This window comes from Saccharothrix espanaensis DSM 44229 (assembly GCF_000328705.1).
Taxonomy (GTDB): Bacteria; Actinomycetota; Actinomycetes; order Mycobacteriales; family Pseudonocardiaceae; genus Actinosynnema; species Actinosynnema espanaense.
This window is the reverse complement of record NC_019673.1, coordinates 5,953,938-5,978,299: the sequence shown is the minus strand read 5'-3', so window position 1 is coordinate 5,978,299 and position 24,362 is coordinate 5,953,938. Positions and strand designations below refer to the sequence as shown.

Here is a 24,362-nt window from a genome sequence, read left to right as displayed (position 1 = left end):
AGTCGGAAGGCGATCATGTTTCGGCAGAGGCTACGCCGACTGCGTACCGGGTTCCTGGCGCGGCGCGTCCGGCACGACGGCGGTGTCGCGGAGTGCGAGCAGGCCCTCCACCAGCGCCGTCCGCGCCGACGCGGGCATCGCCTCGATCAACCCGCGGACGTGCTCGCGACGGCGACTTCGCAGGTCGGACAGGTACGTCCGGCCCCTTTCGCTCAACCGCAGCTCGACCTCCCGCCGGGAGTTGGGGCTGAGCGACCGGTCCAGGAACCCCACCGCCTCCAGCCGGTCGCACAACCGGCTGACCGACGGCGGCGTCGAGTCGAGCTGCTCGGTGAGAGCGCGCAGGTTCATCTGCGGGAAGCGTTCCAGCACGAACATCGCGCGCAACTGCGACGCCGACAGGGGAGCCGGCGAGGCTCCACGACTCCGTTCCCACATCACCTCGATGCGTTCGACGACCTCGGTGAGAACATCGAGCGCGTCATCGGGGTCGGAGTGGGCGCGGAACCGGTTCACCTGTCCACCATCGCATCCTCGCCGCCTCCTGTCAGCCTGCGCTCGTCCGTCACCACGGTGCGGCGGCCACCGGAAGAAATCGGGCACACATGACCGCGCCAGCCGACGGCAGATACCTCGAAGTCGAGCGTCAGCTCCGCAACGCCGCCCCGCACGCGCTGCTCGACGTCACCCGGGCCGAGCTCGCCCGCCGCTTCGGGGCGACCGACGTGGACCTGCTGATGGCGGACTACGCGGTGACCATGTTGCAGCCCGTCTCCGTCCTGCCCTACACCGCCCGCCCGGTGCCCGTCGGCACCAGCGAGCCGGGCAAGTCGTTCGGGGCGCAGCAGCCGCGCGTCGAGCGGGTGTCGTCCGGTGTCGTCGTCCACCTGCCGGTCACCGTCCGGGGCGACCGCCTCGGCGTGCTCTCCGTGGGATTGCCCCAAGCGCCCGACGACGTGGTCCTGGACGCGCTCGCGCAGATCGCCGAAGTGCTCGCGCACGAGATCATGGTCGCCGAGCGCGACACCGACCTCTACCTCCAGGCCCGGCGGGCCAACCGGTTGACCTTGGCCGCCGAGATGCAGTGGCAGCTGCTGCCCGGCCGCGCCTGTGCCCGCGCCGAGTACAGCATCGGCGCCCAACTCGAACCCGCCTACGCCATCTACGGCGACAACTTCGACTGGTCCACCTCCGCTGACCGGCTGACGCTCACGGTGACCAACGGGATGGGCGAGGGCATCGACGCGGCGTTGCTGACCAACCTGGCCGTCAACGCGCTGCGCAACGCGAGACGAGCCGGAACGCCCCTGGCGGACCAGGCCGCGCTCGCCGACCAGGCCGTCTACGGCCAGTACGAGGGCCGGTTGCACGTTTCGGTGCTGCTGCTGGAATTCGACCTGACCACGGGCGACGTCGAAGTCGTCGACGCCGGCTCGCCGAGGATGTGGCTGCTGCGCGACGGCACCGCCGAACCCGTCGACTTCGACGCCCAGATGCCGCTGGGCATGTTCGACGGCACCCCCTACACCGCCGAGAGGTTCCGTGTAGTGCCCCGCGACCGCCTCATCTTCGTCAGCGACGGCGTGTACGACGTCGCCTCCGCCGGCGGCGAGCGCTACGGCGAGCGGGCGCTGGCGCGCGCCATCAACGCCACCCGCCTGCTGCCCGCCGCCCAGGTACCCCGCGCGATCCTCCAGGAACTGGCCGGGCACCGCCACGCCTCGGGCCCGGAGGACGACGCGATGGTGTTGTGCCTGGACTGGAGGGGACGGGATCAGGCCCCCGCCGAGGGCTGATCCCGCACTTCCGCCACTGTTCACCCGAGACCGTCACCTCTCGCCCCGCCGGAGTCCGGAGATCACGCATCGGCAACCCGTCAGCTCACGGCGTTGTCGCGTGGTGGCGCGACCGTGGGTTCGACGGCACACTGCGAAATCTGGGGAGGCGGGCTGCGAAGAAGGGCTCCGGCCCGGTAGCGGGCCAGGCCATGCGACACGATGGCGACGCCCTGCGGGCAGCACCTCGGTGTAGCTGGCAAAGCGGCTGCCGCCGTGGGTCACAGCCACCGGTTGCGCTTGAACAGCCGGTACACGGTCAGGCATGCGATGAAGGTCAATGACAGCACCAACGGATAGCCGTACTTCCACCGCAGTTCGGGCATGTGGTCGAAGTTCATGCCGTAGACGCCGACGACCATGGTGGGCACGGCGATGATCGCGACCCAGGCGGAGATCTTGCGCATGTCGTTGTTCTGCTGCAGCAACACCTTCGCCATGGCGGCGTCGACCAGGCTGGAGAGCTGGTGGTCGAAGGCGGCGACCCGCTCGGCGACGGAGGTCAGGTGGTCGTCCACGTCGCGGAAGTAGGAGCGCACCGAGTCGGGCACCAGCGATCCGCACGTGCCGTCGCTGAGCCGCCGAAGCGGCCCGGCCAACGGCATGACGGCCCGACCCAGTTCCACGAGTTCCCGCTTGACGAGGTACATCTGCTCGACACCGAGCACGCTGCGCGGTGCGAACACCGCGGCCTCCACCAGGTCGATGTCGCCCTGGAACGCCTCCACGACCTCCAGGTAGCCGTCGACCACCCGGTCCGCGATGTCGTGCAGCACCACCGCCGGTCCGGCGGCCAGCCGGTCGGGGATCGCCTCCAGCTGTTGCCGCACGTCGCGCAACCCCGCGTGCCGTCCATGACGGACGGTGACAACGTAGTCGGCGCCGAGGAACAGCATGATCTCGCCGGACTCCACGATCTCGTTGGCGGTCGTCGGGGACTCGTTCTCCACATAGCCCAACGTCTTGAACACCATGAACAGGTTGTCGCCGTAGTGCTTCAGCTTCGGCCGTTGATGGGCGCACACAGCGTCCTTCACGGCCGGCTCGTGCAGTCCGAACGCCTCGGCCACGTCCCGGATCTGCTCGTCGGCGGGCTCGTACAGGCCGATCCAGACGAACCCCTCGCCCCGGTCGCGGACTTCGGCGACCGCGTCGGCAGCCGACCACTGGCCCGGCAGCCGGACACCGTCGACGTAGACCCCGCAGGCCACGACGGAGTCGTGGGACCGGCCCACGACGGGGCCGAGCGTGCTGTCGGCTCCGAGTTTCGCCATTCGCGCGATTCTGCCGCAGCGGTGGGCCCGGCCACGGTGGATCGCTGGAACAGGCGATCACACAGTTACCTCCACGACGAATTCACGGCGGTCGAACGGGCGCACAGGCCGGCAATGATGACCAGGCCCGGCCGCGGTATCGATCCGGCCGGTGACGTTCCGATCTGCCGGCGAGCCGAGGTCCCGTCGACCTCGACGCGGACGCGAGACCGGATCCCTGATCGCCGCAGCCGGCTCCGGCGGGGGTGCCGCCCGTGGGTCGACGGCGTTGGCGACCAGCTCGGTCACCACGAGCAGGACGCCGGCCGATTCACCGTGGATCATCCAGTGCCGCGCCCGCCCGGCCGCGGATCGCCCACGGCAACGGGCGACCACCGGTCAGGTTCGGTGTCGTGGATGGGGATCTGCCCATTCTGCGGCCCGATGGTGCCATCGCCGCAGGTGAGAGAGCCTTCGTCACCTGGTTGAGTAAATCTGTGTCGGTCGGAGTAGACATTCGGGTGCCCGCGTGTGTAGTGTTCTCCTCGTTGACAGAGAAGAGCAGTGACACGGGAGATGACGAACTGCCCGTGGGATCGATGGCAAGACGGTCGGACGTGCTGGGGCCAATCGGTGAACGGGGCTCCTCGGCAGTGGACCAGGGGTCGATCGGCGACAGACCGGAGGAGTGATCCCGGTGCCGGCGGCCGGACGAAGTGGTGAAGCAATTCGGTTCGTGAAGCAGTTGCTATCGGCAGTGTGATAACGCAAGTGCAGTACCGCAAGTGCAGTGCGGTCAGGTCTGTCAGAGCCGATCAGTGGACGGGGCTCTAGTCAGGTGGCCGGGGATGGTCGGCGAGGTGATTCCGGCATGTGCATCAGGACCGGTGCCGACCGTTCACGTGAGAACGCAAGTCGCAGTGATCAGAGGAGAAGGGAAGGGTTGCACACCATCGGATCGCCCGGTTTCGGCTGAACTCTGCCGGACGGGTACCGAGGTTCCACCTGATCGAGAGGTGGTCTTCGGTCACGCACACGCGATCCCCGCAGCGCCCGCTTGTAGTGCGGGTGGTGCGGACGGAGGAAGCCGGTCTCACGGCCGGCTAGGTGGAAGTGGAATCCAACAACCCCGGGGCCCCGGCGCGAACTGCGCCGGGGCCCCTCGCGTTGTGCAGGCGCGATGACCTCAGAGGAGACTTGCCGACCACAGGCCCCGGGGCGCGGACCATGGCTGGAGGTCCGACGACGAGAACTACCCCCGAACGCGGACCCCGCCACGCTCACGCCGCGGGTGTCGATGTACGCCAGCCCGCGCGCGGCGAACGTGGCGTCGACAGGGTCGCGATCGCGAACTGACACAGGCAGCAGTCGGTGGCGCAGCGTGTCCTTGTCGATCGCTGCTCCAAGTCGGCGACGAACGCGGTGACGTCGACGGGTTTGTGCAGCGCGGCGTGGTGCACCTCGCGGGCGGTGTCGAAGTCGCCGGGAAGGTCATCCTCCGGGTCGCTCACCACCACGCACAAACTCGTAGGGGATGCGCTCGATCCGGCCCGCTCATCCGCCACCCCGTCCAGCGGCACCCGGCGGTCGTCGGCGAAGAACCGCACCTTCCCGTCGACGTCGGCGTAGCGCGCCAACAGGTTCACCGCGACCACCACCCAGCCGGCCGGAGTCCGCGAGCACGCCCGCGATCACCGTGCCCACCGGGATCACCCCGTAGTTCAGGAACTGCGCGCTCGCGCTGACCCGTCCCAGCAGCTCCGGTGGGCAGTGCGCCTGCCGGAACGCCACGACGATCACGGTGATCGCGACCAGTCCGGGCCGGACAGCGAACCGGTGTGGCGGCGCAGGTGCGAGTGGTGGCCGACGAGGCGGCGGCCGGACCCCCTCGTGGCGCTCGCCTCCGCAGTCTCGGCCGGACGAACACCTGGTTGTCGGTGTCACCGGTGTTGCAGTGGTACTCGCTGATCGGGGTGCCCGCCGGGACGCCGTCGTGATCCGGCACGTCCATGCAGTACTCGTGCTTGACGTTCTGGATGCGATGCTGCCGCGCGCCGACAGCAACCGCCACTGCTGGTTGTCGTCGGCTCCGAGGTACACGTCCACTGGTTGACCGGACAGTCGGTGGTGCCACGACGTCATGACAACCCCCGCTCGGCGGATCCGCCAAAGCGACTATTCGCACAGGATGCCACTCCTGTCGGACCCCGACGGTGTTCCGGCCGCAGTTTGCGCTCTGGTGTAAAGCCAAGGCCGCCGGACCGCGCGTGCGAGGGGACCCGGCGACCGCGAGGCAGCCACGACGGGCTACGACCTCGATGATCGGCGTGCTGCTTGGCTGGTCTGCTGGTGGTCGTTCATGGGGTCACGAGCACGCGCCAGCGGTCCGGCAGGGCCGGTAGCGGGATGCCTTCGCGATGGATGAAGTCCTGTCGCCACCGGTGGTTGCGCCGGAGGTACAGGTGCTCCATCGTGGCGGCGACGAGCCGTGCGGTCAGCACGCCTGCGGTGATGGTCCACGTGGAAGCGCCTTCGTGCCACGTCTGGGACAGCGCCATCGCGGGCAGCGCGAGGAGAAGCAGGTCGAACACCACCCGCAGGGCCAAGGTCCAGTGCGGCCCGGGTCGGTCGGCTTGCAAGGCGGCGAGGGTGTCGGCCGCGTCGGGGCCGTGTTCGAGCAGCCGGCCGGCGTGGCGGGTCCGCTGGTGCACTTCGTGTAAGCCGGAGACGATCGAGCTCGCTGCGGCGCTCGCCAACGCGCTGCCGGCGGCGGAGGTGAGCCACCCGTCCGCCCCGACCGCGACCACCGTCGCCGCGGCGAGCAGGTTCAGCGAACTCGATGTCAGCGCCAACCAGACGTCACGCCACAAGAACCGTCGGGGCAACGACCGCCTGTCCGCCACGGCCACCGGGCGCAGGGCGACCAGGTTGACCACCTCGTCATGAGCGCGCCGAACCTCGTCGTCCATCCATCTCCCCAGGGTGCACGTCGTGATGGCACGCGGGTCCCCGCAGCGGAGTCCCACTAAACGCCGGAACCCTTTGCGCAGAAGGACCCCGCCGGCCGCCGAGCAGCGGCGACGTCGATGTCCTGCGTGAGCGCATCGTCGGCCGGCTCGACCAAACGCGCGAACACAACTCCGCGCTCGACACCGCGACCGAGGACCTGCGCCGCTCCAATGCCGAACTGGAGCAGTTCGCCCAGGTCGCCTCGCATGAACTCCAAGAGCCCGCTTCGCAAGATCGCGAGCTTCTGCCAAGTGCTGCGGAAACGCTACGGCGACGTCGTCGTCGGCAACGCCGTCAAGTTCCGGGGGTGCCGCCACCCCACGTGCGGATCCACGCCGAAGCGGGCGAGGGCGACAGGTGGGTGTTGTCCGTCGCGACAACGGAATCGGGGTCGAACCGCAGCATGCGGAGAAGTTTTTCGTCCTCGTGGCCGCGCAACAGCGGCGACCGGCCGGTGTCGAACGCCGACCACGACGCTTCACGGGCGGCGAGGTGTCGACTCGACGATGTCGGCGGTGTCCACCAGCGCCAGGTGGCCCGTGCCCAGCACCGGTACCCATGGACGGCGCGTCTCCGGATCCACGATCGAGTCGCCGATGACCGCACCACACACGAAGGGGGCGGGATCGAGCAGGTCTGGATTGAGGTAGACCACGAACGCCCCGGTGGGCGGACAGGGTGTCGAGGTCATGGCCCACCTCCTGGGGGGCTGGGGGCGTCACCGGCGTTCAGACCGGATGTGCGGTCGTCACGTACACGTGTCTGGGATAGCCGATATGGGGCCACAGAAACTGATTCCCGCCGAAAGTCACTCCACAGAGGACACGAGATCGACTGTCGCCGCCATCGCTGTTCGCTCGTGTGGGTGAGGGCGGCGCGCGCGAGGGGGGCGCGTCTGGCAGACGCTTGAACAACGTACGCCACGGTTCGCTGGAGTGACGCCGATCACATCGCCTTGTATTTTTTGCCAGTGGGTCCGGGGGGTCACCCTTCCGGCGCAGTTTGGCAGGAAAAGACCACCCGGGCGGTCCAAGACGTCGAGACGGTATCGACAGGCGGCCCGCATCGCGCTTCGAAGTCCCACATCGGCTCCGGTCGATCATCCCATCTCCGGCTGATGGGCGGCGGTACGGAATCACACTCGCGGTGGAGTTTGGTCGGGGCCGCTGTCGAAATGGTGAGTCGCGAACATGTGGCACGGCGCGGTTCCGGGCGGCGGTCGGCGCAACTGCGTGCAGGCGGTCGGACCAATTGTGTGACAGGTGAACGGCGCTCAGAAAAACTGGCACTTCCGGAGCCGGGTGGACGTCTGATTGATTTCTCCCGTCAGATCGACCCCCACCGAGTAAACGGGAGCCCGAGTTGCTCAAGCGCATCGCCACCGCCGCCACCGCCGTCACGTTCGCCGCCCTCGCCGCCCTGGGTACCGCAGGTTCCGCCTCGGCCACCGGCACCCCGAGCGCCTCCTGCATCAACTCCGACCCGACCGGCCTGGTCAACGTGATCGTCTGCACGATCAACACCACCGTCCAGGTCCCGATCGACCTGCCGGACTCGGTCATCACCATCGGCGACATCGCGAGCGGCAACGACATCGACGTGCTCACCAACGCCCAGCTCAACGCCGTCCAGGTGGTCATCGAGGACGTCCTGAACAACCTGACGGTCGAGGACAACCTGGTGTTCAAGAGCGCCGTGGTCGAGGCGCTGAACGACGCGGACATCATCGACGACATCGACGTCTCCAAGGTCTTGGTCGACATTCTCTGATCAGGCCGCCCCGGCGCCGATTCCGTGCGCCGGGAAAGGGTCGGGTGGCCGCACCTGCGGCCACCCGACCCTTTATTACGTCAGAACTTCCGAGGCCATCTCAGAGGCGTCTGCCGAGATCATCCGAACGGCTGTCAGTCGGGCGTCGAATCGACCTTCGGTACCACTGGTTCTCGGCCTGTGGCCTACCGGATGTGATCAGGATTCGTTCGTGAGTGGGTCCGAGGATTCGTCGTGCACTACGGGCCGAGGGCTTCCAGATCGGTCAGCGGGGTGATCGAGACCGTGGCCGCTCCGGTGGAGATGTCGATGATGCCGCGGTTGGCGAAGTAGCCGTTCAGGTTGTAGGCGCCGTGCGCGAAGTACATCCCCCTTCGGTCCGGCTCGCCTGCCTTGTTGATCGACAGGACGTAGGTGAGGTGGTCGTCGGGCAGGACGAAGCCGTCCCGGTACGGCTCGTCCCCTGGTTGTGCGTCGCCGTGCGGCCGGAATCGTTGGCGCATCACCTCGGTGGGGATGCTGATGTTGAGGAAGACCCGGCTCTCTCGTTCGTCGTCCAGGAACGTGAAGAACCCCAGAGCCTGCTCGACGTCGGCGATGACGACGGCCTGCTTCGGGTCGCCATAGCGGGGCAGGCTCCGCGGGTCGGCTGGGTAGGGCCTCGTCCACGCCGCGAGGCTCACCGCCAGTGCCACCAAGGAGATCAGCAGCGCCGCCCATTCCACGGCTTTCGCCCGGAAGCCCTCGCCACGGGCACGGCGTCGCGCTTCCGGCGTGTCCGACGGCAGCACGGGCGCGTGATCCGGTCGCGGTCGCATGCGATGGCTCAGCGGCTTCCGGTGCACGTGGGCACTCTAGTGGCGGTCGAGTCGGCTCGACGTGATCAGCGTGGGACCGCATCCACCAGGCGTTGCGCAGAACCCGTGGCTGGAGTCAGGGTTGCGCTGTCGGCGGCCGACCTGTTCGACGTCGGTGCCGTGAACGGTTGCGGCACGAGTGGATGCCGGCCTGGCGGGGAGCGATGTCTCGATGTCTCAGGTGGTTGGAGTCCGACGACGCAGGTGTCGTCGTCGGTGTCGGACTGGCTGTGGTGCAGATCGTCCACAATGGACGGTAGCGTGTGGCGGTCAGTGCCCGCGCCAAGTGCAGATCGTCCTCGAACACCGGAGGGCCTTCCCGTGACGACGGCACCCTGCCGGATGCCGTTCCCAAGGGGGCTGCGCTGCTGTGCCTCCGCTGATGCGCGACTCTAGACACGCGGCACGACGATCGGGGAGGCCGCCCGCAGCGGGACAACAGAGGCACACGTCCCGGATTTCCGGCGGCGGACTGAGGAAGGATCGGGACATGAGTGATGGAACGAATCCGCTGCCCGGCATGCGCGTGGACGTGGTGGACGAGGTGACGGTGTTGCGGGTTGCGGGCGAGATCGACATGTCCAACAGCGACCCGTTGCGGGAGTCGGGCGTGAAGATCCTCGACGGGGCACCCGCGGCGTTGGTCCTCGATCTGGTCGACGTGACCTTCTTCGCCTCGTCCGGGATCGCCGTGCTGGCGCACCTGCGTCAGCACAACGCGGACGGCCCGGCGTGCGTCGTGCGGTTGGCGGCGAGCAGGCAGGTTCGGCACGCGCTGCGCGTCACCGCGATGGACGAGCTGTTCCCGATTCACGACAGCGTCGAGGACGCCCTCACCGCCGCACGCCAGGACACGAACCGCTAGTTCCCCTCAGGTGCACCCTTCGTGCGCCAGGCGAGGCCGGTCAGCGCGCTTCGCCCGTGAAGTCGGGAAGGGGCAGGTCCGCCCACACGGTTTTGCCCCCACCGACTCGTCCGGTGTGCCCCCAAGCGCTGGACAGCGCAGCGACCAGCAGCAACCCCCGGCCCCTGCTGTCGGCGATGCGCGACCGGCCCGGCACCGGCGGCTCCGGGCAACCGTCGTCGACTTCGACCCGGAGTTGGTCGCAGGAGTCCAGCAAGCGCAGTCGCCCCGGCCGGCGCCCGTGGTCGTAGGCGTTGCTGACCAGTTCGGTCACCAGCAACAGCAGGTCTTCGAGCGACTCGCCCACCACGTGCGGCACGGCCCGTTCGGTCCATCGGCGAACCGCGTTCATCGGTGGCCGGTCACCGAGTTCCAGAACCGGCCCGCGGTGCTCGGGCAGGTTCTCGCCTGCGGGGTTCACGTCGCCATCACCGTCTGCTCCAGTCGCCTCGACCACCAGAATCCCCGATACGTCGTCGACCGAACCATCCGCCCCCGCAGTGCGCCTGAGCCGCAGTCGTTCGCGTCGGCCGGGCCGACGACTGGCGATCGCCGCGCTCACCAGGCCCGTCCCGCCGTGGCAGGGCGATCTCGACCCCTCGACCGCGCCCGCTCACGCTCACCGGACCGCGGGAAGTGCTCACCGTGCACCCGATCGTGTACGCGTGCCGGGCGGTCCCATCGGCACGACCAGGTTGCCGTTCGACCCGGTAGTGGGGGACGGGCGAACCGGGACTCTTCCGGTCCGGTCTTGCTCCTGGTCGGGCGCTCTTCGTGGGCGACCGGGCCGGCTACGCGCGCGCCGCCCGTCCCCGAGGGGGCGGGCGGCGCGAAGGTCAGGCTGAAGGGCCCGTCGAGGCCCGGGTCGTCACCGCCCCCGGCGGACGAACCGCCACACCACCAGCAGGGCCGCCGCTGCGCCGCCCCACACCAGCGCGGGGTGCTTGCGCGCCTGTTCCTTGGCGAGCACGACCTTCTCCCGCACGGACGGCGGCAGCGCGTCGACGGCCTGGTCGGCCCGCCCGGCCACCTGACTCGCGACCGCGGAAGCCTTCGCCGCGGCCTCACCCGCCACGGCCTGCGTCTTCGCCGCCACGTCACCCGCAACAGCCTGCGTCTTCGCCGCGACCTCGCCGGCGACCCCCTGGGCCTTGGCCGCCACCTCACCCGCGACGCCCTGCGTCTTCGCGGCTGCCTGCCCGGCGGCGGTGCCGGCCCGATCAGCGGCTTCGCCGGCCTTCTCCTTGGCCTTTTCCGGAGCCTTCTCGACGTCGGACCGCAACCCGGCCGGGTTTCCCGGAACGCCCTTGCCGCTCATCGATGTGTCCTCTCACTCCAGCGGAGATGTTCCGCTCCACGACCGCGATCGTTCGCTCGCGGAGCGGTGAGGCACCCTCGCCGACGGTCTCTCCCGACCGGCGCGGCACCTCCGTTGGCGCGGTGATACCCCGAAACGGCGCGGGGTAAGCGGACGATGCCGACGGAGCGATCGACCGGTTCGGTCCGTCAGATCCCCTTCTGCCCGGACCGCGGTGCTGCCGCCCGCCACGTTTGAGCCACCTGGCCGATCGCGGCGGAATAGTCCGCCCCGCATAAAATACGCAAGAATGACCGGATGGACGTCAGCCGGACGGGTCGGCTGGCGGGAATTCGCCCCGTGGGCCCAACGGACCGGGTCGGCACCCGAACGGTTGATTGAGGCCGCCGGTGGATCGGGATATATTCTTGGCAAATGTTTGTCTAATTCGAAAATCCGCCTTGACGGGGTCTTTCCAAGCGGGCCGTGCCGTGCCCGGGCCTGATGGGGGGTTCTGTCGTGGCCGGGCGTGAATCGCAGCGGGCAGCGCACCTGGGTCGGGGTCGGGAGTGGAATGCAACGGTCCTGGACTACCCGCGGGATGCGCTCGTCCACGAGTTGTTCCTGGAACAGGCTCGGGCGACCCCCGAAGCGATCGCGCTGTCCCCGCAGGACGCTGACTTGCTGAGCTATGACCAGGTCCGCCGCCGAATGGAGGCCCTGGCCGCGGTGCTCGCCGCGAAGGGGGTTCGGGTGGGCGATTCCGTCGCGGTGGGGTGGGAACGATCGGTCGACGGCGACCCGCTGCCACCCTGCCTCGCCTTGGCGGACGCCGCTGAGACCGTGGCCGAAGCTTCGGCACCGATTCCGGAACTGTCCGCGAGCGACTTGGCCTACGTCATGTTCACCTCCGGCTCGATTGGCACGCCAAAAGGGCCCGGACCGCAGCCCGGGTCGATCCTCTCCTGCGGACCCACTGGGCGGTCCCCGGCACCCGTCGAGGCCCCGAGGAATGACCCGGCGACGTCGATGCGCCACCACCCCATCGAGGAGTCCACCATGACAGTGCACACCGAAGCAGCGGACCTCGCCGGCCGGCTCGCCACACTGCGCCACGACGAACCCGTCGCCAACGCGGTCCTGGACAAGCTGAACGACGGCAGCCTCACCGCGGCCGACCTGCGCGGACTGGTCCTGACGGAACTACAGGCGCACCAAGCGGAACTGGTGGCCTACGGGGTGGGGCTGGCGAAGTACCCGCACCCGCCGGCGACGGCGTTCTTCACGCAGATCACCGAACTGGTCACCAACGCCACGCCCAAGCTCGTCGCGTGCGCCCGCGCCCTCGGGCTCGGCGACGCCGAACTGCGACGCCGGGTGCCGGACCCGACGATCTACGCGTTCGGCGGCTGCCTGTCGTGGATCGCGGTGACGGGCAGCCAGGCGTCGCTCGCCCTGGCGCTGCACACCGACATGACCGTCTACTTCCCGGACTGCGTGGCGATCACCGCCGGCGTGCGCGAGTCGGCTGTCACCGCGCCGGACGAGTTCTTCGACTACTACGACGGGACGGCGTCGGAAGACCTGCTCGCGCTGGCGCTGGAGACCGCGGACGACGGCCTGCGCCGCGGCGACGATCCCGACGAAGCCGCCTTCTCGGCTCGGCTGCTCGAAGCCAACATCGGCCTGTTCTGGCGCGCCGCCGCCGAAGCCTGGTCGTGACCGTCCCACGGGCGTGAGGAGGTCGTCATGCGGGTCGGCATCGTCGGCGCGGGAATTTCCGGTCTGGTCACCGCCTGGCTGGTGGACCAGGAGTGCACCGCGGTGCTGCTGGAGGCCCGCTCCCGGATCGGGGGGAACGCGCGCTCCGCGGCGGGGTGCGTCGAGAACGTGCTCGGGGTGTTCGACCTGGGCACCCAGGAGATCGCGGCGGACGACTCCTCCGCGCACGCCGCCCTGATGGCCGCCGTCGGCATCGACGCGCACCAGCTGATCGACGTCCCGTCCTCCCACACCTTCTCGATGGACGGGAACGCGCTGCTGGTGGACGACTGTCCCGGACGGCCGGCGCACGTGGGTCGCGGGCCGCTGTGGGAGCAGACGCGGTCGTTCCTGGACAGTGTGCCGGACCTGCCGGACCGGGACGTCCCGTTCGGCGCTGTGGTGGAGTCGCTGTCGCCGCCGCCGGCGGTGCGTGACCACGTGTTGTCCGCGCTGCCCGCCGCGTTGTTCGCGTGCCCGGTGGCCCAGGTCGTCGGGCTGCCCGCCCACGTGGTCCTGACCTACCTGTCGAGCGTCGCGAACGACGAGCCGTCGACGGTGCGCGTGTTGCGCGGCGGCATGGAAAGCCTCGCCTGGGCGCTGGCCGCGCGGCTGACCACCACCGAGGTCAGGACCGGGGCGGGAGTCGACCGCGTCGAACGCACCGCCGACGGCTACGCACTCATCGACACCGAGGGCCACCACCGCGTAGTAGAGCAGCTGGTGCTCACCGTGCCACCGCCGACAGCGGCGCGCCTGCTCCCCGCGTCGATGACCGGCCCCGGCGCACCGTGGCACGTGCTGCGCCGATTCGCCTACCGGCCGGTGCGCTACGCCCTGCACCTCGACCCCGCCTACCTGCCGGGCGACCGCGACCTGTGGTCGACGTACAACCTGATCAGCCACGACGGCTGGGCCGAATCGAGCTTCTGGTACGGCCCTTCGCACGGGGTCGACGTCTTCAAGAGCCAGATCACCCACCGCTCCGCCCAGCCGCGCCGCGTCCTCGCGACGAGCACCTTCCACGCGTTGACACCCACGACCGACCTGGTCGACGCACAACGCGCGCTGGCGGCGTTGCAGGGCCGCGAAGGTCTGCACTTCGCCGGCCACTACACCACCGGACTGGGCGACCAGGAAAGCGCGATCGCCTCGGCCGCCGCAGTGGCCCGCCGGATCACCCCGGGCAGCGCCCGCCTGCGACACCTGCCCGCACCGTGACACCCCACGCCGTGACCCCTGGGAGGACGCCATGCCAGTCACCGACCCCCCGACCCTGGTCGACGTGCTCATCCCGTGCGTCGACGTGTCGGACGAGCGCTCCACGGAAGCCAGCGGCGTCCCCGGCCTCCGGGACCGGTGGGACCCGGTCGAACTGATCGCGCACTACGCCGGAGCGGGCGTGCGGCGGGTCTTGGTCGACGTGGTGGACACCTGGGAGCGGGTCGGTGAAGCGCAGCGGGTCGTCGCCGGCGCGGCACCCCTGGTCGAGGTCATGGTGTCGCTGCACGACGGCCGCGTCCCCTCGGTCGAGGACTGCGCGAAGCTGCTGGACGCCGGGGCCGCGTCGGTGTCGGTCAGCACGAGCGCCGTCGACGACCCGGACACGGTCTCGGCCATCGCCGCGCGCTTCGGTTCCGACCGGCTGGTGGGCGTGGTCAACGCCCGCTACCGGCGCGGCGGGCAGGACGGCTGGACGGTCTACGTCGACGGCGGCGACGAGGCGACCGGGATCGACGCCCTCACGTTCGGGCGGACGTTGCGCGACCTCGGGTGCGGGGCGGTGATCGCCAACTGCGCCGACCGGGAGGGCACCGGGCGCGGCTTCGACCACGCCCTCACCCGCGCCCTGGTCGAAGCCCTCTCGATCCCCGTGATCGCCTCCGGCGGCGCCCGCACCGTGCGGGACCTGCACCAGGGGATCACCGAAGGCGGCGCGTCCTACGTGCTGGCCAACAAGATGCTGCACTCCGGCGCGGTCACCCTCGACGACATCCGCCGCAACCCGCCGCCGGACGGGCGGTGACCCGTGCGCAGCGTCGTCTTCTCCCGACACGGACCCGCCCCCGACGTCGTCACCCTGGCAGACCGCCCCCGCCCCCGACCCGGCGCCGGAGAACTCCTGGTGCGGATGACAGCGCGCCCGGTCAACCCGTCCGACGAACTGTTCATCGAGGGCCGCTACGGCCGCCGCCCCACCCTGCCCGCCGTGCCGGGGTTCGAGGGCGTCGGCACCGTCGAGGAGACCACGACCGGCGGTCCGGCCGTCGGGCAACGCGTGGCCGTGGCCGCGCAGGGCACCTGGCAGGAGTATGTCGCGGTACCGGCGGCGGACGTCGTCCCGGTACCCGACCGGCTCGCCGACTCCGCAGCCTGCCAGCTCACCGTCAACCCCCTCACAGCGCTCCTGCTGACCCGCGAACTCGCGCTGCGCGACGGCGACTGGCTGCTGATCACCGCTGCCGGCTCCGCGCTGTCCCGGATGGTGCTGCACCTGGCGTACCGCACCGGCGTCCGATGCGTGTGCGTAGTCCGCAACCGGGGCCACGACGACGACCTGACCCGCGCGGGAGCCGCCGCCGTGATCAACACCGCCGTCGAAGACCTGGTCGCCCGCGTGCGCGAGGTCACCGGCGGCGAAGGCGTCCACGCGACGCTCGACGCCGTCGGCGGAGAACTCGGCACCGCCGCGATCCAGTGCCTGCGCGACGGAGGACAGGCCGTCGTGCTCGGCATGTTCGACGGCGGCACACTCGCCCTCACACCGCACACCCTGGTGTTCCGCAGCATCACAGTCCGAGGATTCTGGCTGCCTCACATCGTTTCCAAGCAGACCGCCGAGGTGCTCGCCGAACTCTCCAAGCACGCCGTCGAGCTACTGTCCACACCGGACTTCGCGGCACCCGTCGCCGCGACCTACGACCTGGCCGACGTCGCCACGGCACTGGACCACGTTCGCCAACCTGGCCGCCGGGGCAAGGTGATCCTCACCGGCTGACCCTGCGAACGACGCACAGCGGCAGTCCGGCGGTAGAGAGGCGAAGGACCTGTGCCGTATACGTCGCCGAAACCGCATTCTGTCCAACCACGACCACTCCGGACGCAGCCGCCTGCGCGACGATGGCGATCAGGTTCCGCTCGGGTCGGGCCGTCGACGCGCCGACGGCACGTCCGACTGGGAAGTCCGGACATCTCTCGGTCCGCTGACCGATCACCCGGCCTTGGCGGTGTGCACCGCTTCGGCGACCGTGCGGAGCGTCGCGATCAGGTCGTCGCCGAGCGGGTAGACGCCGACGTGGTCCGCGCCGGCGTCCCGGTGGGCCAGTAGCCGCGTCGCGACGGTGGCCGGGTCGCCGTGGGCGACGAGCGCGTCGATGAGACGGTCGCTACCGGCGTGGGAAAGGTCGTCTTCGGTGAAGTCGAGCCGCTGGAGGTTGGCCGCGTAGTTGGTGACGCCCAGCGCGGTTCCGGGCGGTGCGGACCGGGCGATCGCACGGGCCCGGCCGAGGTCCGGCTCGACAAGGGCGAAATGTCCGGGCAGCAGCAGCTTGCCCACGCCGAGGATCGAGCGCGCCCGCCGGGTGTGCTCGGGAGGCACCATGCACGGAACGGCCCCGGCGGTGCGGTCGCGGGCCAGGCGCAGCATCTTCGGCCCGAGCGCGGCCACCACCGTGCGGCCGGCCGGAACTCCCGCCTGGGCGAGCTGGTCCAGGTAGGACACCAGCTTGGCGTACGGCGAGGTGTACTCGGTGTGAACCTCGCGGTGCCCGACCCCGACGCCGAGCAGGAACCGGCCGGGGTGCCGGGCCTCGATCCGGTGGTAGGAGGCGGCTACGGTCTCCGCGTCGGCGGTCCAGACGTTCACCACGCTCGTTCCCACGACCAGCCGGGTGGTCGCGTCGAGCAGCTGCTCCACGAAGACGAGGTCGGCAGGTGGCGAGGCGTCCAGCCAAAGCGTGCCGTAGCCGGCTCGCTCGAGTTCCGCTGCGGCTCGCGGGTCTGCTTCGTGCTCGCGCAGGTGGGCGCCGAGCAGGCCGAGGTCGAGGCTCATGTCCCGACTCCAGCACGGCCGCCCGCGGCGAACCAGGACCAGGACTGACGCGTGGCGATAACCTGACGGCATCGTCGCAGGGGAGGGCCGGTGGAACTGCGGGCATTGCGGTACTTCGTCACAGTCGCCGACGAGCTGCACTTCGGCCGGGCTGCCGACCGGCTGCACATCGCCCAGCCCGCGGTCAGCAGGCAGATCGCGCGGTTGGAGCGCGAGCTGGGCGTCCGGCTGTTCGACCGCTCACCGCACCGGGTCCGGCTGACCGAGGCCGGGCACAGGGTGCTCGACGCGGCGCGGGAAGCGCTCGCGGCCGCCGACCGGGTCCGGGCCGTGTCGCGTGAGCAGGCCGGCGTCATGCGCATCGGGACGGGTACCGGGCAGTTCACCGCCCGCTTGGAACGGGGGATCGACGCGTTGCGGGAGAGGGCTCCGGCGTTCGACGTCGTGCTCGTCGACCTGCCGCTGCCCGCGCGCCTGAACGCCCTGCGGCAGGGGGAGCTCGACCTGGCGCTGGCGCGTGGAGTGCGGTCGGCGCCCGGGGTGCGGGTGCTGCCGGCATGGACCGAGTCCCTGTTCGCGGTGGTGTCCGCGCGGCATCCCGCCGCCGGTGGCGAGGTGGTCGGTGTGGCCGAGCTGGCCGCCGACCCGTTCCGGACTTCCCAGGACCACGACCTGGCTGTCATCGCCGCGCTGGGGGAGGCCGGGGTCCAGGTGCGGCCGGGCCGCCGGGCGGGGACCGTCCAGGACACGATCGTCGAGGTCGGCTCCGATCCGCGCGGCTGGACGGTGCTGCCCGCTGACCAGGTGGCCGAGATCCGGTCCACCCGGGTGCGCGCGATCCCGCTCGCGCCGCGCACGACGATCGTCGGCAGCGTCTCGGTCCCAGACGATCTCCCGCCCACCTGCATGGCGGCCCACCGGGCGGCCTTCGGGGACTGATGCCGTGCGCTACTCGGTCGCCCGCATCGAGCGTCTTCGCTCCTTTGGCCGGACAGCCATGCATTCCCCTTTGCTCCACACACTCCGACATTCACGTCTCGGTGGCGCGCGGATTCGGCGTCGGGACACACGTTTGCCGCACTGCCCCCTTGTCGACGTGGCGACGGCATCCGCCACAGCGTTCGACAAGTCCGTAATTCTGCGGGAATTCCCTCGCTCGAAATGAAATCGGAAATGGTGTTAGATTCGGGAAATGGTGAACGGGGATCCCGCGACCCTCCACCGGAGGGGACGCGAACTCGCGCGGCAGCACCAGCGGACGGGGGAGGTGGCCGTGCTGCGCGAGGCGGTCGGCCTGCTCCGGCGCGCGGTCGACGTCGCCGATCCGCCGGCCGGTCGCCTGTGCGACCTGGGCGCGAGCCTGTTCCTGTTGCACAGCCGAACCGACGACGTGGACGCGCTCGCCGAAGCGATCACCGCGACCCGTCGCGCGGTCGAGCGCACGCCGGACGACCCGCTCGCCCTGTCCAACCTCGCCGCGATGTCGGAGTCCTGGTTCCAGGCCACCTCGGACCACTCGGCCCTGGGGGAGGCGGTCGACGTGGGCCGCCGCGCACTGGCCGCCTCGCCCCCGGACGCGCCGGCCCTCGCCGGTCGCTCGGCGAACCTGTGCGCGTCGTTGCGGACGCTCTACCTGCACACGGGGGACGCGGACGCGCTGCGCGAAGCGGTCGCGGTCGGGCGCGACGCGGTGGCCGCGGGACCGGAACTCGGGGTGGCGTGGGCGAACCTCGCGAACGCCCTGTGGGACCTGTTCGAGGAGACCGGCGACGACGAGCCCGCGGCCGAAGCCGTCCGGGCGTTCCAGACCGCCTGCGACAAGACCCCGGACCACGACGGCGACAAACCGGCGATGCTCGCCAACCTCGCCTTCCGCAGCAGTTCCGCGGCGGTGCGGGCGGGTGACCGCGACGCGCTGCGCGAGGCGGTCGGCCTGGCCCGGCGGGCGGTCGGCTCCCTCGCCGAGCACGACCCGGACCGGGCGCACGCCGAAGCGCTCCTCGCCGCCGTCCTGAGGGGGTCGTTCAACCTGACCGGTGACGTCGGCGCGCTGGTCGAGTCGGCGCGCGCGGCGACGACCGCGGTGGCCCGGACGGGCACCGGCGACGCGGACCGGGCACTCGTCCTGGCGGCGCTCGGCGGCACCCTGCGCACCCTCTACGAACGGACCGGCGAGCGGTCGGTGCTGGTCAGGGCGGTCGAGGCGGCCCGGGAGGCCGCCCGCACCGTCCCGGTGGGGCACGTCCGACGCGCGTCGATCCTGCTGGACGCGGCGTCCGTCACCGTCCTGGGCTTCGAGCGCGACGGCGACGAGGACGCGCTCCGCGCCGCCGTCGACCTGGGCCGGGAAGCCCTGGCCGCGCCCGGACCGGACGACCGGACGTCGCTGATCATCCCGTTGACGGCGCTCGCGGCGCACACCGACGACCCGGCCCTGCTGGACGAGGCGGTCGAGGTGGGCAGGCGGGCGACCGCCCCGGCGCAGGGCCGGAAGGTCCCGAAGCCCGCCCTCGCCAACACCGCCTACGCCCTGCTCAACCGGTACCCGCGGACCGGCGACGTGGACGACCTGCGCGCCGCCGTCGCCCACTGCGTGCTCGCCGCGGACGCGGTCGAGGACTCGGTGGCCTCCCCGGGCGAACCGCCGCTGCTGCTCACCTTGGGAGCCGCGCTGCTGGAGCTGGGCAAGCACCTGTCGGAGCGCCGGGCGCTGGACGACGCCCGCACGACCTACACCCACGTGCTGCGGTCGGCCGCCGCCACCGCGTCGGAACGCGTCGCGGCGGCGCGTGGCCTGGGAGAGGTCGAACTCGCCGCCGGCGACCCGGCGGCGGCCGTCTCCGCGTACGAGGACGCGGTCGCGGTGCTGCCCTCCCTCGCCCCGCGCCGCCTGCTCCGGGCGGACCGCGAGTTCGGCTTGGGCCACGCGTCCGGGCTCGCCGCCGACGCCGCCGCGGCGGCCGTGACGGCGGGACGACCCGACCGGGCCGTGGAACTGCTGGAACAGGCCAGGGTGCTGCTGCACGCGGAGAAGATCGACGCCCTGGGCGACCTGCGCCGCCTGGAGCAGCTGGAACCCCGGCTGCACAGCGAGTTCCACCGCGTGCGCGACGAGCTGGACGCCGCCGAGCACCCCGTCGCGGAGCAACCGGTGTTCGCCGTGCCGCCGGAGCGCCGGACGACCCTGCGGCAGCGGATGACGGCGCTGCCGGCGGAGATCCGCCGCAGGCCGGGCCTGGACCGGTTCCTGCTGTCGCGGTCGGCCGCCGAGCTGTCCGGGCACGCCGACCGCGGCCCGGTCGTGTACGTCTACGCCGCGGCGGCGCGCTCGGACGCCTTGGTGCTCCACCGGGGACGGCCCGTGGCGGTCGTGCCGCTGCCCGCGGTGACGCACCGGCTCGCGGCGGAGCAGGCGGAGAAGTTCGAGGTCGCCCAGACCACCACGACACCCACCTACGGGGCTCGCGCCGCCGCGCACCGGGCCGCCCACGAGGTGCTGGAGTGGTTGTGGGACAACGTGACCGAGCCGATCCTCGACCACCTGGGCCTGCGCTCGGCACCGCGCGGCGAGTGGCCGCGCCTGTGGTGGTGCCCGGTCGGCGTGCTGACCCACCTGCCGCTGCACGCGGCCGGTCACCACCTCGACGGACGGGGCCGGTCGGTGCTGGACCGGGTCGTGTCGTCCTACGCGTTCTCGATCCGGGGCCTCGCGCACAGCCGCCACCCGACGGCCGACGGCCCCGCGCTCGTCGTGGCGATGCCGGACACGCCCGGTGCGCCCCCGCTGCCCTCCGCCGCCGCCGAGCTGGACGACGTCGTCGCGCTGCTGCCCGGTGCCCGGACGCTGGTCTCGGCCGAGGCCACCCGGGACGCGGTGCTCGACGCCCTGCCGCACCACCCGGTCGTGCACTTCGCGTGCCACGCCGTGAGCGACCCCTTCGAGCCGGGCACCGGCCGGCTGCTGCTGCACGACCACGCCGACGCCGCGCTCACCGTCGACCTGCTCTCCCGCCTCGACCTGGGCGGCACGGGCCTGGCGCTGCTGTCCGCGTGCCACACGTCCCTGACGGCGGTCCGGCTGGCCGACGAGGCGGTGCACATCACCGCGGCGTTCCACCTGGCCGGGTACGGCAGCGTGATCGGCACGCTCACCCCGGTCAACTCGACGGCCGCGCGGATCGGCGCGGCCGTGCACGGCTTCCTGACCCGAGGCGGGACCACCGCCCCGCACCTGCCGGACACCGCGCTCGCCCTGCACCACGCGGTGCGTTTGGTGCGCGCGGAGCACCCCACCGCCCCGATGACGTGGGCGGCCTCCATCCACGTCGGCAACTGACCCCGGAGCGCTCGTGCAGACCCTCGCGCACGTCGACCTCATGCTCACCGAGGAGCTGAGGTCGTTCCACAGCACCGACATCCGCCTGGGCGGCGTCACCTTCCACGGGATGCGCGTCGACCCGTTGGCCGGCGCGCCGGACGGGCACGACGCCTACCTGGTCAAGGTGGACTACGCGACCCGGCTCGACCCGGAAGCGCCACCGCCGACGTGGGCCGAGATCGGGTTGCGCTTCACCACACCCGACGTGCTGGTGGTCGACGTGCTCCCGAGGTCGGTTCCGGTGGAAGTGCCTCAGATCCGTTACGCGGTGACGAAAGGTCTGGACTTCATCCGCTACGAGCCCGACCTGGCCGGTCGGGTGCTGCACGACCAGGTGGCGGTGCCGCCGACGAGGCCGGTGCTGGACTGCGTGGAGGTCGGCGGTCCCGGCGTTCGCTGGCGGCGCACCGAAGGCGTCCGGTCGGGCTCGGACGTGGGCTGGCTGACGGTCGTGACGCCGCAGGGGTGCCGGGAACTGGTCGGCGAGGCGGTCGCGGACTACGCGCTGCGCCCCGCCGACTCCTGGGGCCTGCACCCGCGCGGCCGTGCCGACGGGTTCACCATCCGGCTCCCGTGCGGCGCTCCGGTGGGCGATGCGGCGATCAACGTGCGGCTGGGCTTCACGGTCGACGTGGTCGGCTACGGCAAGCGGACCATCCGACAGCGCGAACAGGTCCAGAAGCGCCTGCGGGAGGTCGTGGACGCCGTGCTGGCCGACGCCGGGATCGTCCTGAACGGCCCGTACTTCCAGGGCACCGGGGACGGCGTGGTCGCCTTCTTCGAACCGGACACCGACCTGCCGAAAGCTCTCGACACGCTCTTGACGGCGTTGCCGCAGCGGCTGTCCGAGGACAACGCGGCGCACGACGACCCGATCCGGCTGCGCATGGCGATGGACATCGGCACCGTCGGCCTCGGCCCGCTCGGGTTCACCGCCGACGCGATCGTCAACTTCTGCCGGCTGGCCGACAGCGACCCGGTCCGCGAGGTCGTGCGGCGGCACCCGGACGTGCCGGTCGCCGTGCTCGTCTCCGACACCGTGCACGACATGCTGATCACCCGCTTCGAGGAGTTCTCCGAGATCGACTTCCGGCGGGTCGACGTGGTGGTGAAGAACTTCCAGGCGGCTGCGCACCTGCTCGTACCGGCCGGCGGAACACCGTGACGCACGGTCCCCGGCTCGTCGGCGGGTCCACCACGCTTCCGAGTCACGGGACCAGGAGCAGGAGGCCGGCGCCCGCCACGAGGACCAAGGCCCCGACCGCCGACATCCACGGGGCCGCACGCAGCCACGTCGCGATCCGCCTCGCCTCGCGCGCTCGGCGCGGTTCCGCCGCCGACCACCGGCACGCCAGCACGAACAACCCCACCCCCGCCAGCCACAGCAGCCCCATGCACACCATCGCCATTGCCGGGCCAGCCACCGCCGGGACAGCCATTGCCGGGCCCGCCATCACCGGCCGCCCAGCAGCGGACGCACCAGGCGGTGGATCTCCGGGGACGGCTCCAACCCCAACTCGCTGCGCAACCGCAGCCGGTAGGCGGTGTACTGCCGCACCGCCTGTGCCGGGTTGCCCTCGGCCAGGTGCAACTCCACCAGCGTCCGGTGCGCGCTCTCCCGCAGCGGATCGGTCTGCACCGCCGCCAGCGCCGCCTGGTGGGCCCGCAGCCGGTCGCCCGACGACCGGAACCGCGCGCTCAGCGCCTCCAACGCGCGCAACCGGGCCTCGCGCCACCAGTCCTGCTCTTCGTGCAGCCAGGGGTAGTCCCAGCCGGGCAGCAGGTCCGTGCGCAGCAGCGCCACCGCTTCCGGCTCCGGCGCACGATCGGCCGACGTCGCGGCGTCCACCAGCCGTCGGGCGCGGTGGAAGTCCACCTCCACGCCGGGGCGCAGGAACAGGGTGTCGTCGGCGGTGCTCACCACGCCCGGCTCGGACAGCCGCCACAGCGTCGACCGCAGGCACGCCGCCGCCCGTCGAGCGGTCGTCTCGCGCCACAGCAGCGCCGCGGCCACCGACCGGGTGACCGGAGCCTCGCGCAACGCCAGCAGCGCCACCAGTTTCCGCGCACTCGGCACCACGTGCACCCGCGCCTGGTCGCAGTCCAGGCCGAAGCCGTCGAGCAGGTGGACGGTGGTGCGGGGTCGATCGTTCATCGCCGCGAACACCCTTTCTGCCGGCACGCCCGTAGAGCCGCTCGGGTGCCCGGGAATCGCGCCTCCACACCACCGCGGGGAAATATTCGTCCCTCATCCACCTGCGCCGGTGTCGGGGCGGTGACGCGGTCGTGCCGTTCTCGGGCGCGGACCGGTCACGCCCGCTGCCTACCGTCGGCCGCACCCAACCGAGGAGGCGGCGATGTTCCTGCACACCAGCAGGCTCCAGTTCGAGGCCAAGCCCGCGCAGCCCGACGCGCTGTTCGCGCGCAAGCTCCAGGAGCTGATCGGCGGGGCCTGGGGCGAGATGACCGTGACCATGCAGTACCTGTTCCAGGGCTGGAACTGCCGGATGGAGGGCAAGTACAAAGACCTGATCATGGACGTGGCCACCGAGGAGATCGGCCACGTCGAGATGCTCGCGACGATGGTGGCCCGCCTGCTGGAGGGCGCGCCCTCGGAGGTGACTGCCAAGGCCGTGGAGGACCCGGTGGTGGCCGCCGTGGTCGGCGGCATGGACGTGCAGCAGGCCATCGTCAGCGGCGGCGGCCCGACGCTGTCCGACAGCAACGGCGTGCCGTGGAACGGCCGGTTCATCGTCGCCAGCGGCAACCTGATGGCCGACTTCCGGGCCAACGTCGCCGCCGAGGCCCAGGGCCGGTTGCAGACCGCGCGGCTCTACAACATGACCGACGACCCGGGCGTGCGGGACATGCTCAAGTTCAACCTGGCCCGCGACACCGCCCACCAGAACATGTGGCTGGCCGCGATCGAGGAGTTGCAGGAGGACGGCCTGGAGGGTCCGATCGCGCCCAGTGCCCTGTTCGACGAGGAGCACCAGGAGCACGCGGGCACGATCTGGCACAACTCGGACGGCACGGCCGGGCCGGAGGGCCGGTGGGCGTCCGGGCCCACCCCGGACGGGACCCACGAGTTCTCCTACCTGATGGACCCGGAGCCGCTGGGCGACAAGGCGTCCGCACCCAAGCCGGACCCGCTGCTCTACGCCACCAGCCCGGCCAACCTGGGGCTGATCGAGAAGGCCATCCGCAAGCTCACGTGACGGCCGGACCGCCGGTTCGGAGGAGGTGA

The 24,362-nt window shown here is 71.2% G+C and carries 23 protein-coding genes; 11 read left to right on the top strand and 12 right to left on the bottom strand.

All coding sequences use genetic code 11. The annotated features are described in order from the left end of the window. Nucleotides 1-30: 30 nt before the first annotated feature. Nucleotides 31-516, bottom strand: a complete 486-nt coding sequence (locus BN6_RS25845) for a MarR family winged helix-turn-helix transcriptional regulator (RefSeq protein ID WP_015102722.1) — start codon at nucleotides 514-516, stop codon at nucleotides 31-33. A gap of 89 nt (nucleotides 517-605) precedes the next feature. Between BN6_RS25845 and BN6_RS25840 the strand changes: the two genes are divergently transcribed. Continuing rightward, complete coding sequence (locus tag BN6_RS25840) at nucleotides 606-1,796, top strand: PP2C family protein-serine/threonine phosphatase (protein ID WP_015102721.1); 1,191 nt, start codon at nucleotides 606-608, stop codon at nucleotides 1,794-1,796. Between the two features lie 260 nt (nucleotides 1,797-2,056). On the opposite strand, the gene BN6_RS25835 is transcribed toward BN6_RS25840, so the two are convergent. From BN6_RS25835 to BN6_RS45965, 5 genes are all read right to left on the bottom strand, one after another. Next, entirely contained in the window at nucleotides 2,057-3,109 is a 1,053-nt protein-coding gene (locus tag BN6_RS25835; RefSeq protein ID WP_015102720.1) for a magnesium and cobalt transport protein CorA, read from the bottom strand. A 1,259-nt stretch (nucleotides 3,110-4,368) separates the two neighbouring features. Beyond that, on the bottom strand, nucleotides 4,369-4,746 hold the full coding sequence (locus tag BN6_RS25830) for a hypothetical protein (RefSeq protein ID WP_041314030.1): 378 nt from the start codon (nucleotides 4,744-4,746) through the stop codon (nucleotides 4,369-4,371). 699 nt (nucleotides 4,747-5,445) lie between these two features. Next, nucleotides 5,446-6,057: a hypothetical protein gene (locus tag BN6_RS25825; RefSeq protein ID WP_015102718.1), complete on the bottom strand. Its 612-nt coding sequence runs from the start codon at nucleotides 6,055-6,057 to the stop codon at nucleotides 5,446-5,448. Nucleotides 6,058-6,113: 56 nt separating this feature from the next. Continuing rightward, complete coding sequence (locus BN6_RS46930; protein WP_158509430.1) at nucleotides 6,114-6,305, bottom strand: hypothetical protein; 192 nt, start codon at nucleotides 6,303-6,305, stop codon at nucleotides 6,114-6,116. 270 nt (nucleotides 6,306-6,575) lie between these two features. Beyond that, complete coding sequence (locus BN6_RS45965) at nucleotides 6,576-6,788, bottom strand: hypothetical protein (RefSeq protein ID WP_015102717.1); 213 nt, start codon at nucleotides 6,786-6,788, stop codon at nucleotides 6,576-6,578. A 671-nt stretch (nucleotides 6,789-7,459) separates the two neighbouring features. Between BN6_RS45965 and BN6_RS25810 the strand changes: the two genes are divergently transcribed. Then, nucleotides 7,460-7,867 carry a hypothetical protein gene (locus BN6_RS25810; RefSeq protein ID WP_015102716.1) on the top strand — a complete coding sequence of 136 codons (408 nt, stop codon included), beginning with the start codon at nucleotides 7,460-7,462 and terminating at the stop codon, nucleotides 7,865-7,867. Between the two features lie 239 nt (nucleotides 7,868-8,106). On the opposite strand, the gene BN6_RS25805 is transcribed toward BN6_RS25810, so the two are convergent. Beyond that, a complete protein-coding gene (locus BN6_RS25805; protein WP_015102715.1) occupies nucleotides 8,107-8,685 on the bottom strand; it encodes a hypothetical protein in 579 nt (192 codons plus the stop codon). Between the two features lie 529 nt (nucleotides 8,686-9,214). Here BN6_RS25805 and BN6_RS25800 point away from each other — a divergent pair. Next, a complete protein-coding gene (locus BN6_RS25800) occupies nucleotides 9,215-9,589 on the top strand; it encodes an STAS domain-containing protein (protein ID WP_015102714.1) in 375 nt (124 codons plus the stop codon). Between the two features lie 40 nt (nucleotides 9,590-9,629). On the opposite strand, the gene BN6_RS25795 is transcribed toward BN6_RS25800, so the two are convergent. After that, nucleotides 9,630-10,190 carry an ATP-binding protein gene (locus BN6_RS25795; protein ID WP_148303016.1) on the bottom strand — a complete coding sequence of 187 codons (561 nt, stop codon included), beginning with the start codon at nucleotides 10,188-10,190 and terminating at the stop codon, nucleotides 9,630-9,632. 306 nt (nucleotides 10,191-10,496) lie between these two features. Further along, complete coding sequence (locus tag BN6_RS25790; RefSeq protein ID WP_015102712.1) at nucleotides 10,497-10,946, bottom strand: hypothetical protein; 450 nt, start codon at nucleotides 10,944-10,946, stop codon at nucleotides 10,497-10,499. Nucleotides 10,947-11,984: 1,038 nt separating this feature from the next. Between BN6_RS25790 and BN6_RS46925 the strand changes: the two genes are divergently transcribed. Genes BN6_RS46925 through BN6_RS25765 form a run of 4 tightly spaced genes read left to right on the top strand, consistent with a single transcriptional unit; the run spans nucleotide 11,985 to nucleotide 15,684 of the window. Continuing rightward, a complete protein-coding gene (locus BN6_RS46925; RefSeq protein ID WP_158509429.1) occupies nucleotides 11,985-12,647 on the top strand; it encodes a hypothetical protein in 663 nt (220 codons plus the stop codon). 27 nt (nucleotides 12,648-12,674) lie between these two features. Beyond that, nucleotides 12,675-13,907, top strand: coding sequence for an FAD-dependent oxidoreductase (locus BN6_RS25775; protein ID WP_015102710.1), 1,233 nt, complete (start codon nucleotides 12,675-12,677; stop codon nucleotides 13,905-13,907). Between the two features lie 31 nt (nucleotides 13,908-13,938). Beyond that, on the top strand, nucleotides 13,939-14,712 hold the full coding sequence (locus BN6_RS25770) for a HisA/HisF-related TIM barrel protein (RefSeq protein ID WP_015102709.1): 774 nt from the start codon (nucleotides 13,939-13,941) through the stop codon (nucleotides 14,710-14,712). A 3-nt stretch (nucleotides 14,713-14,715) separates the two neighbouring features. Beyond that, complete coding sequence (locus BN6_RS25765) at nucleotides 14,716-15,684, top strand: zinc-dependent alcohol dehydrogenase family protein (RefSeq protein ID WP_015102708.1); 969 nt, start codon at nucleotides 14,716-14,718, stop codon at nucleotides 15,682-15,684. 213 nt (nucleotides 15,685-15,897) lie between these two features. Here BN6_RS25765 and BN6_RS25760 read toward each other — a convergent pair whose 3' ends face one another. Continuing rightward, complete coding sequence (locus tag BN6_RS25760; protein ID WP_015102707.1) at nucleotides 15,898-16,737, bottom strand: TIGR03620 family F420-dependent LLM class oxidoreductase; 840 nt, start codon at nucleotides 16,735-16,737, stop codon at nucleotides 15,898-15,900. Between the two features lie 90 nt (nucleotides 16,738-16,827). Here BN6_RS25760 and BN6_RS25755 point away from each other — a divergent pair, with 90 nt between their 5' ends. The 3 genes from BN6_RS25755 (at nucleotide 16,828) to BN6_RS25745 (ending at nucleotide 22,280) form a co-directional block, all read left to right on the top strand. Beyond that, nucleotides 16,828-17,676, top strand: coding sequence for a LysR family transcriptional regulator (locus tag BN6_RS25755; RefSeq protein ID WP_015102706.1), 849 nt, complete (start codon nucleotides 16,828-16,830; stop codon nucleotides 17,674-17,676). Between the two features lie 253 nt (nucleotides 17,677-17,929). After that, entirely contained in the window at nucleotides 17,930-21,073 is a 3,144-nt protein-coding gene (locus BN6_RS25750; protein WP_041314011.1) for a CHAT domain-containing protein, read from the top strand. A gap of 13 nt (nucleotides 21,074-21,086) precedes the next feature. Beyond that, nucleotides 21,087-22,280, top strand: coding sequence for a hypothetical protein (locus BN6_RS25745; RefSeq protein ID WP_015102704.1), 1,194 nt, complete (start codon nucleotides 21,087-21,089; stop codon nucleotides 22,278-22,280). A gap of 43 nt (nucleotides 22,281-22,323) precedes the next feature. On the opposite strand, the gene BN6_RS25740 is transcribed toward BN6_RS25745, so the two are convergent. Both BN6_RS25740 and BN6_RS25735 read right to left on the bottom strand, forming a co-directional pair. Then, nucleotides 22,324-22,539 carry a hypothetical protein gene (locus BN6_RS25740; protein ID WP_148303014.1) on the bottom strand — a complete coding sequence of 72 codons (216 nt, stop codon included), beginning with the start codon at nucleotides 22,537-22,539 and terminating at the stop codon, nucleotides 22,324-22,326. A 29-nt stretch (nucleotides 22,540-22,568) separates the two neighbouring features. Continuing rightward, the gene (locus BN6_RS25735; protein WP_041318090.1) at nucleotides 22,569-23,270 is read right to left on the bottom strand and encodes an AfsR/SARP family transcriptional regulator; all 702 of its coding nucleotides are present in this window, start codon (nucleotides 23,268-23,270) and stop codon (nucleotides 22,569-22,571) included. Nucleotides 23,271-23,472: 202 nt separating this feature from the next. Here BN6_RS25735 and BN6_RS25730 point away from each other — a divergent pair, with 202 nt between their 5' ends. Further along, nucleotides 23,473-24,333: a manganese catalase family protein gene (locus BN6_RS25730; RefSeq protein WP_015102702.1), complete on the top strand. Its 861-nt coding sequence runs from the start codon at nucleotides 23,473-23,475 to the stop codon at nucleotides 24,331-24,333. The last annotated feature ends 29 nt before the right edge of the window (nucleotides 24,334-24,362 follow it).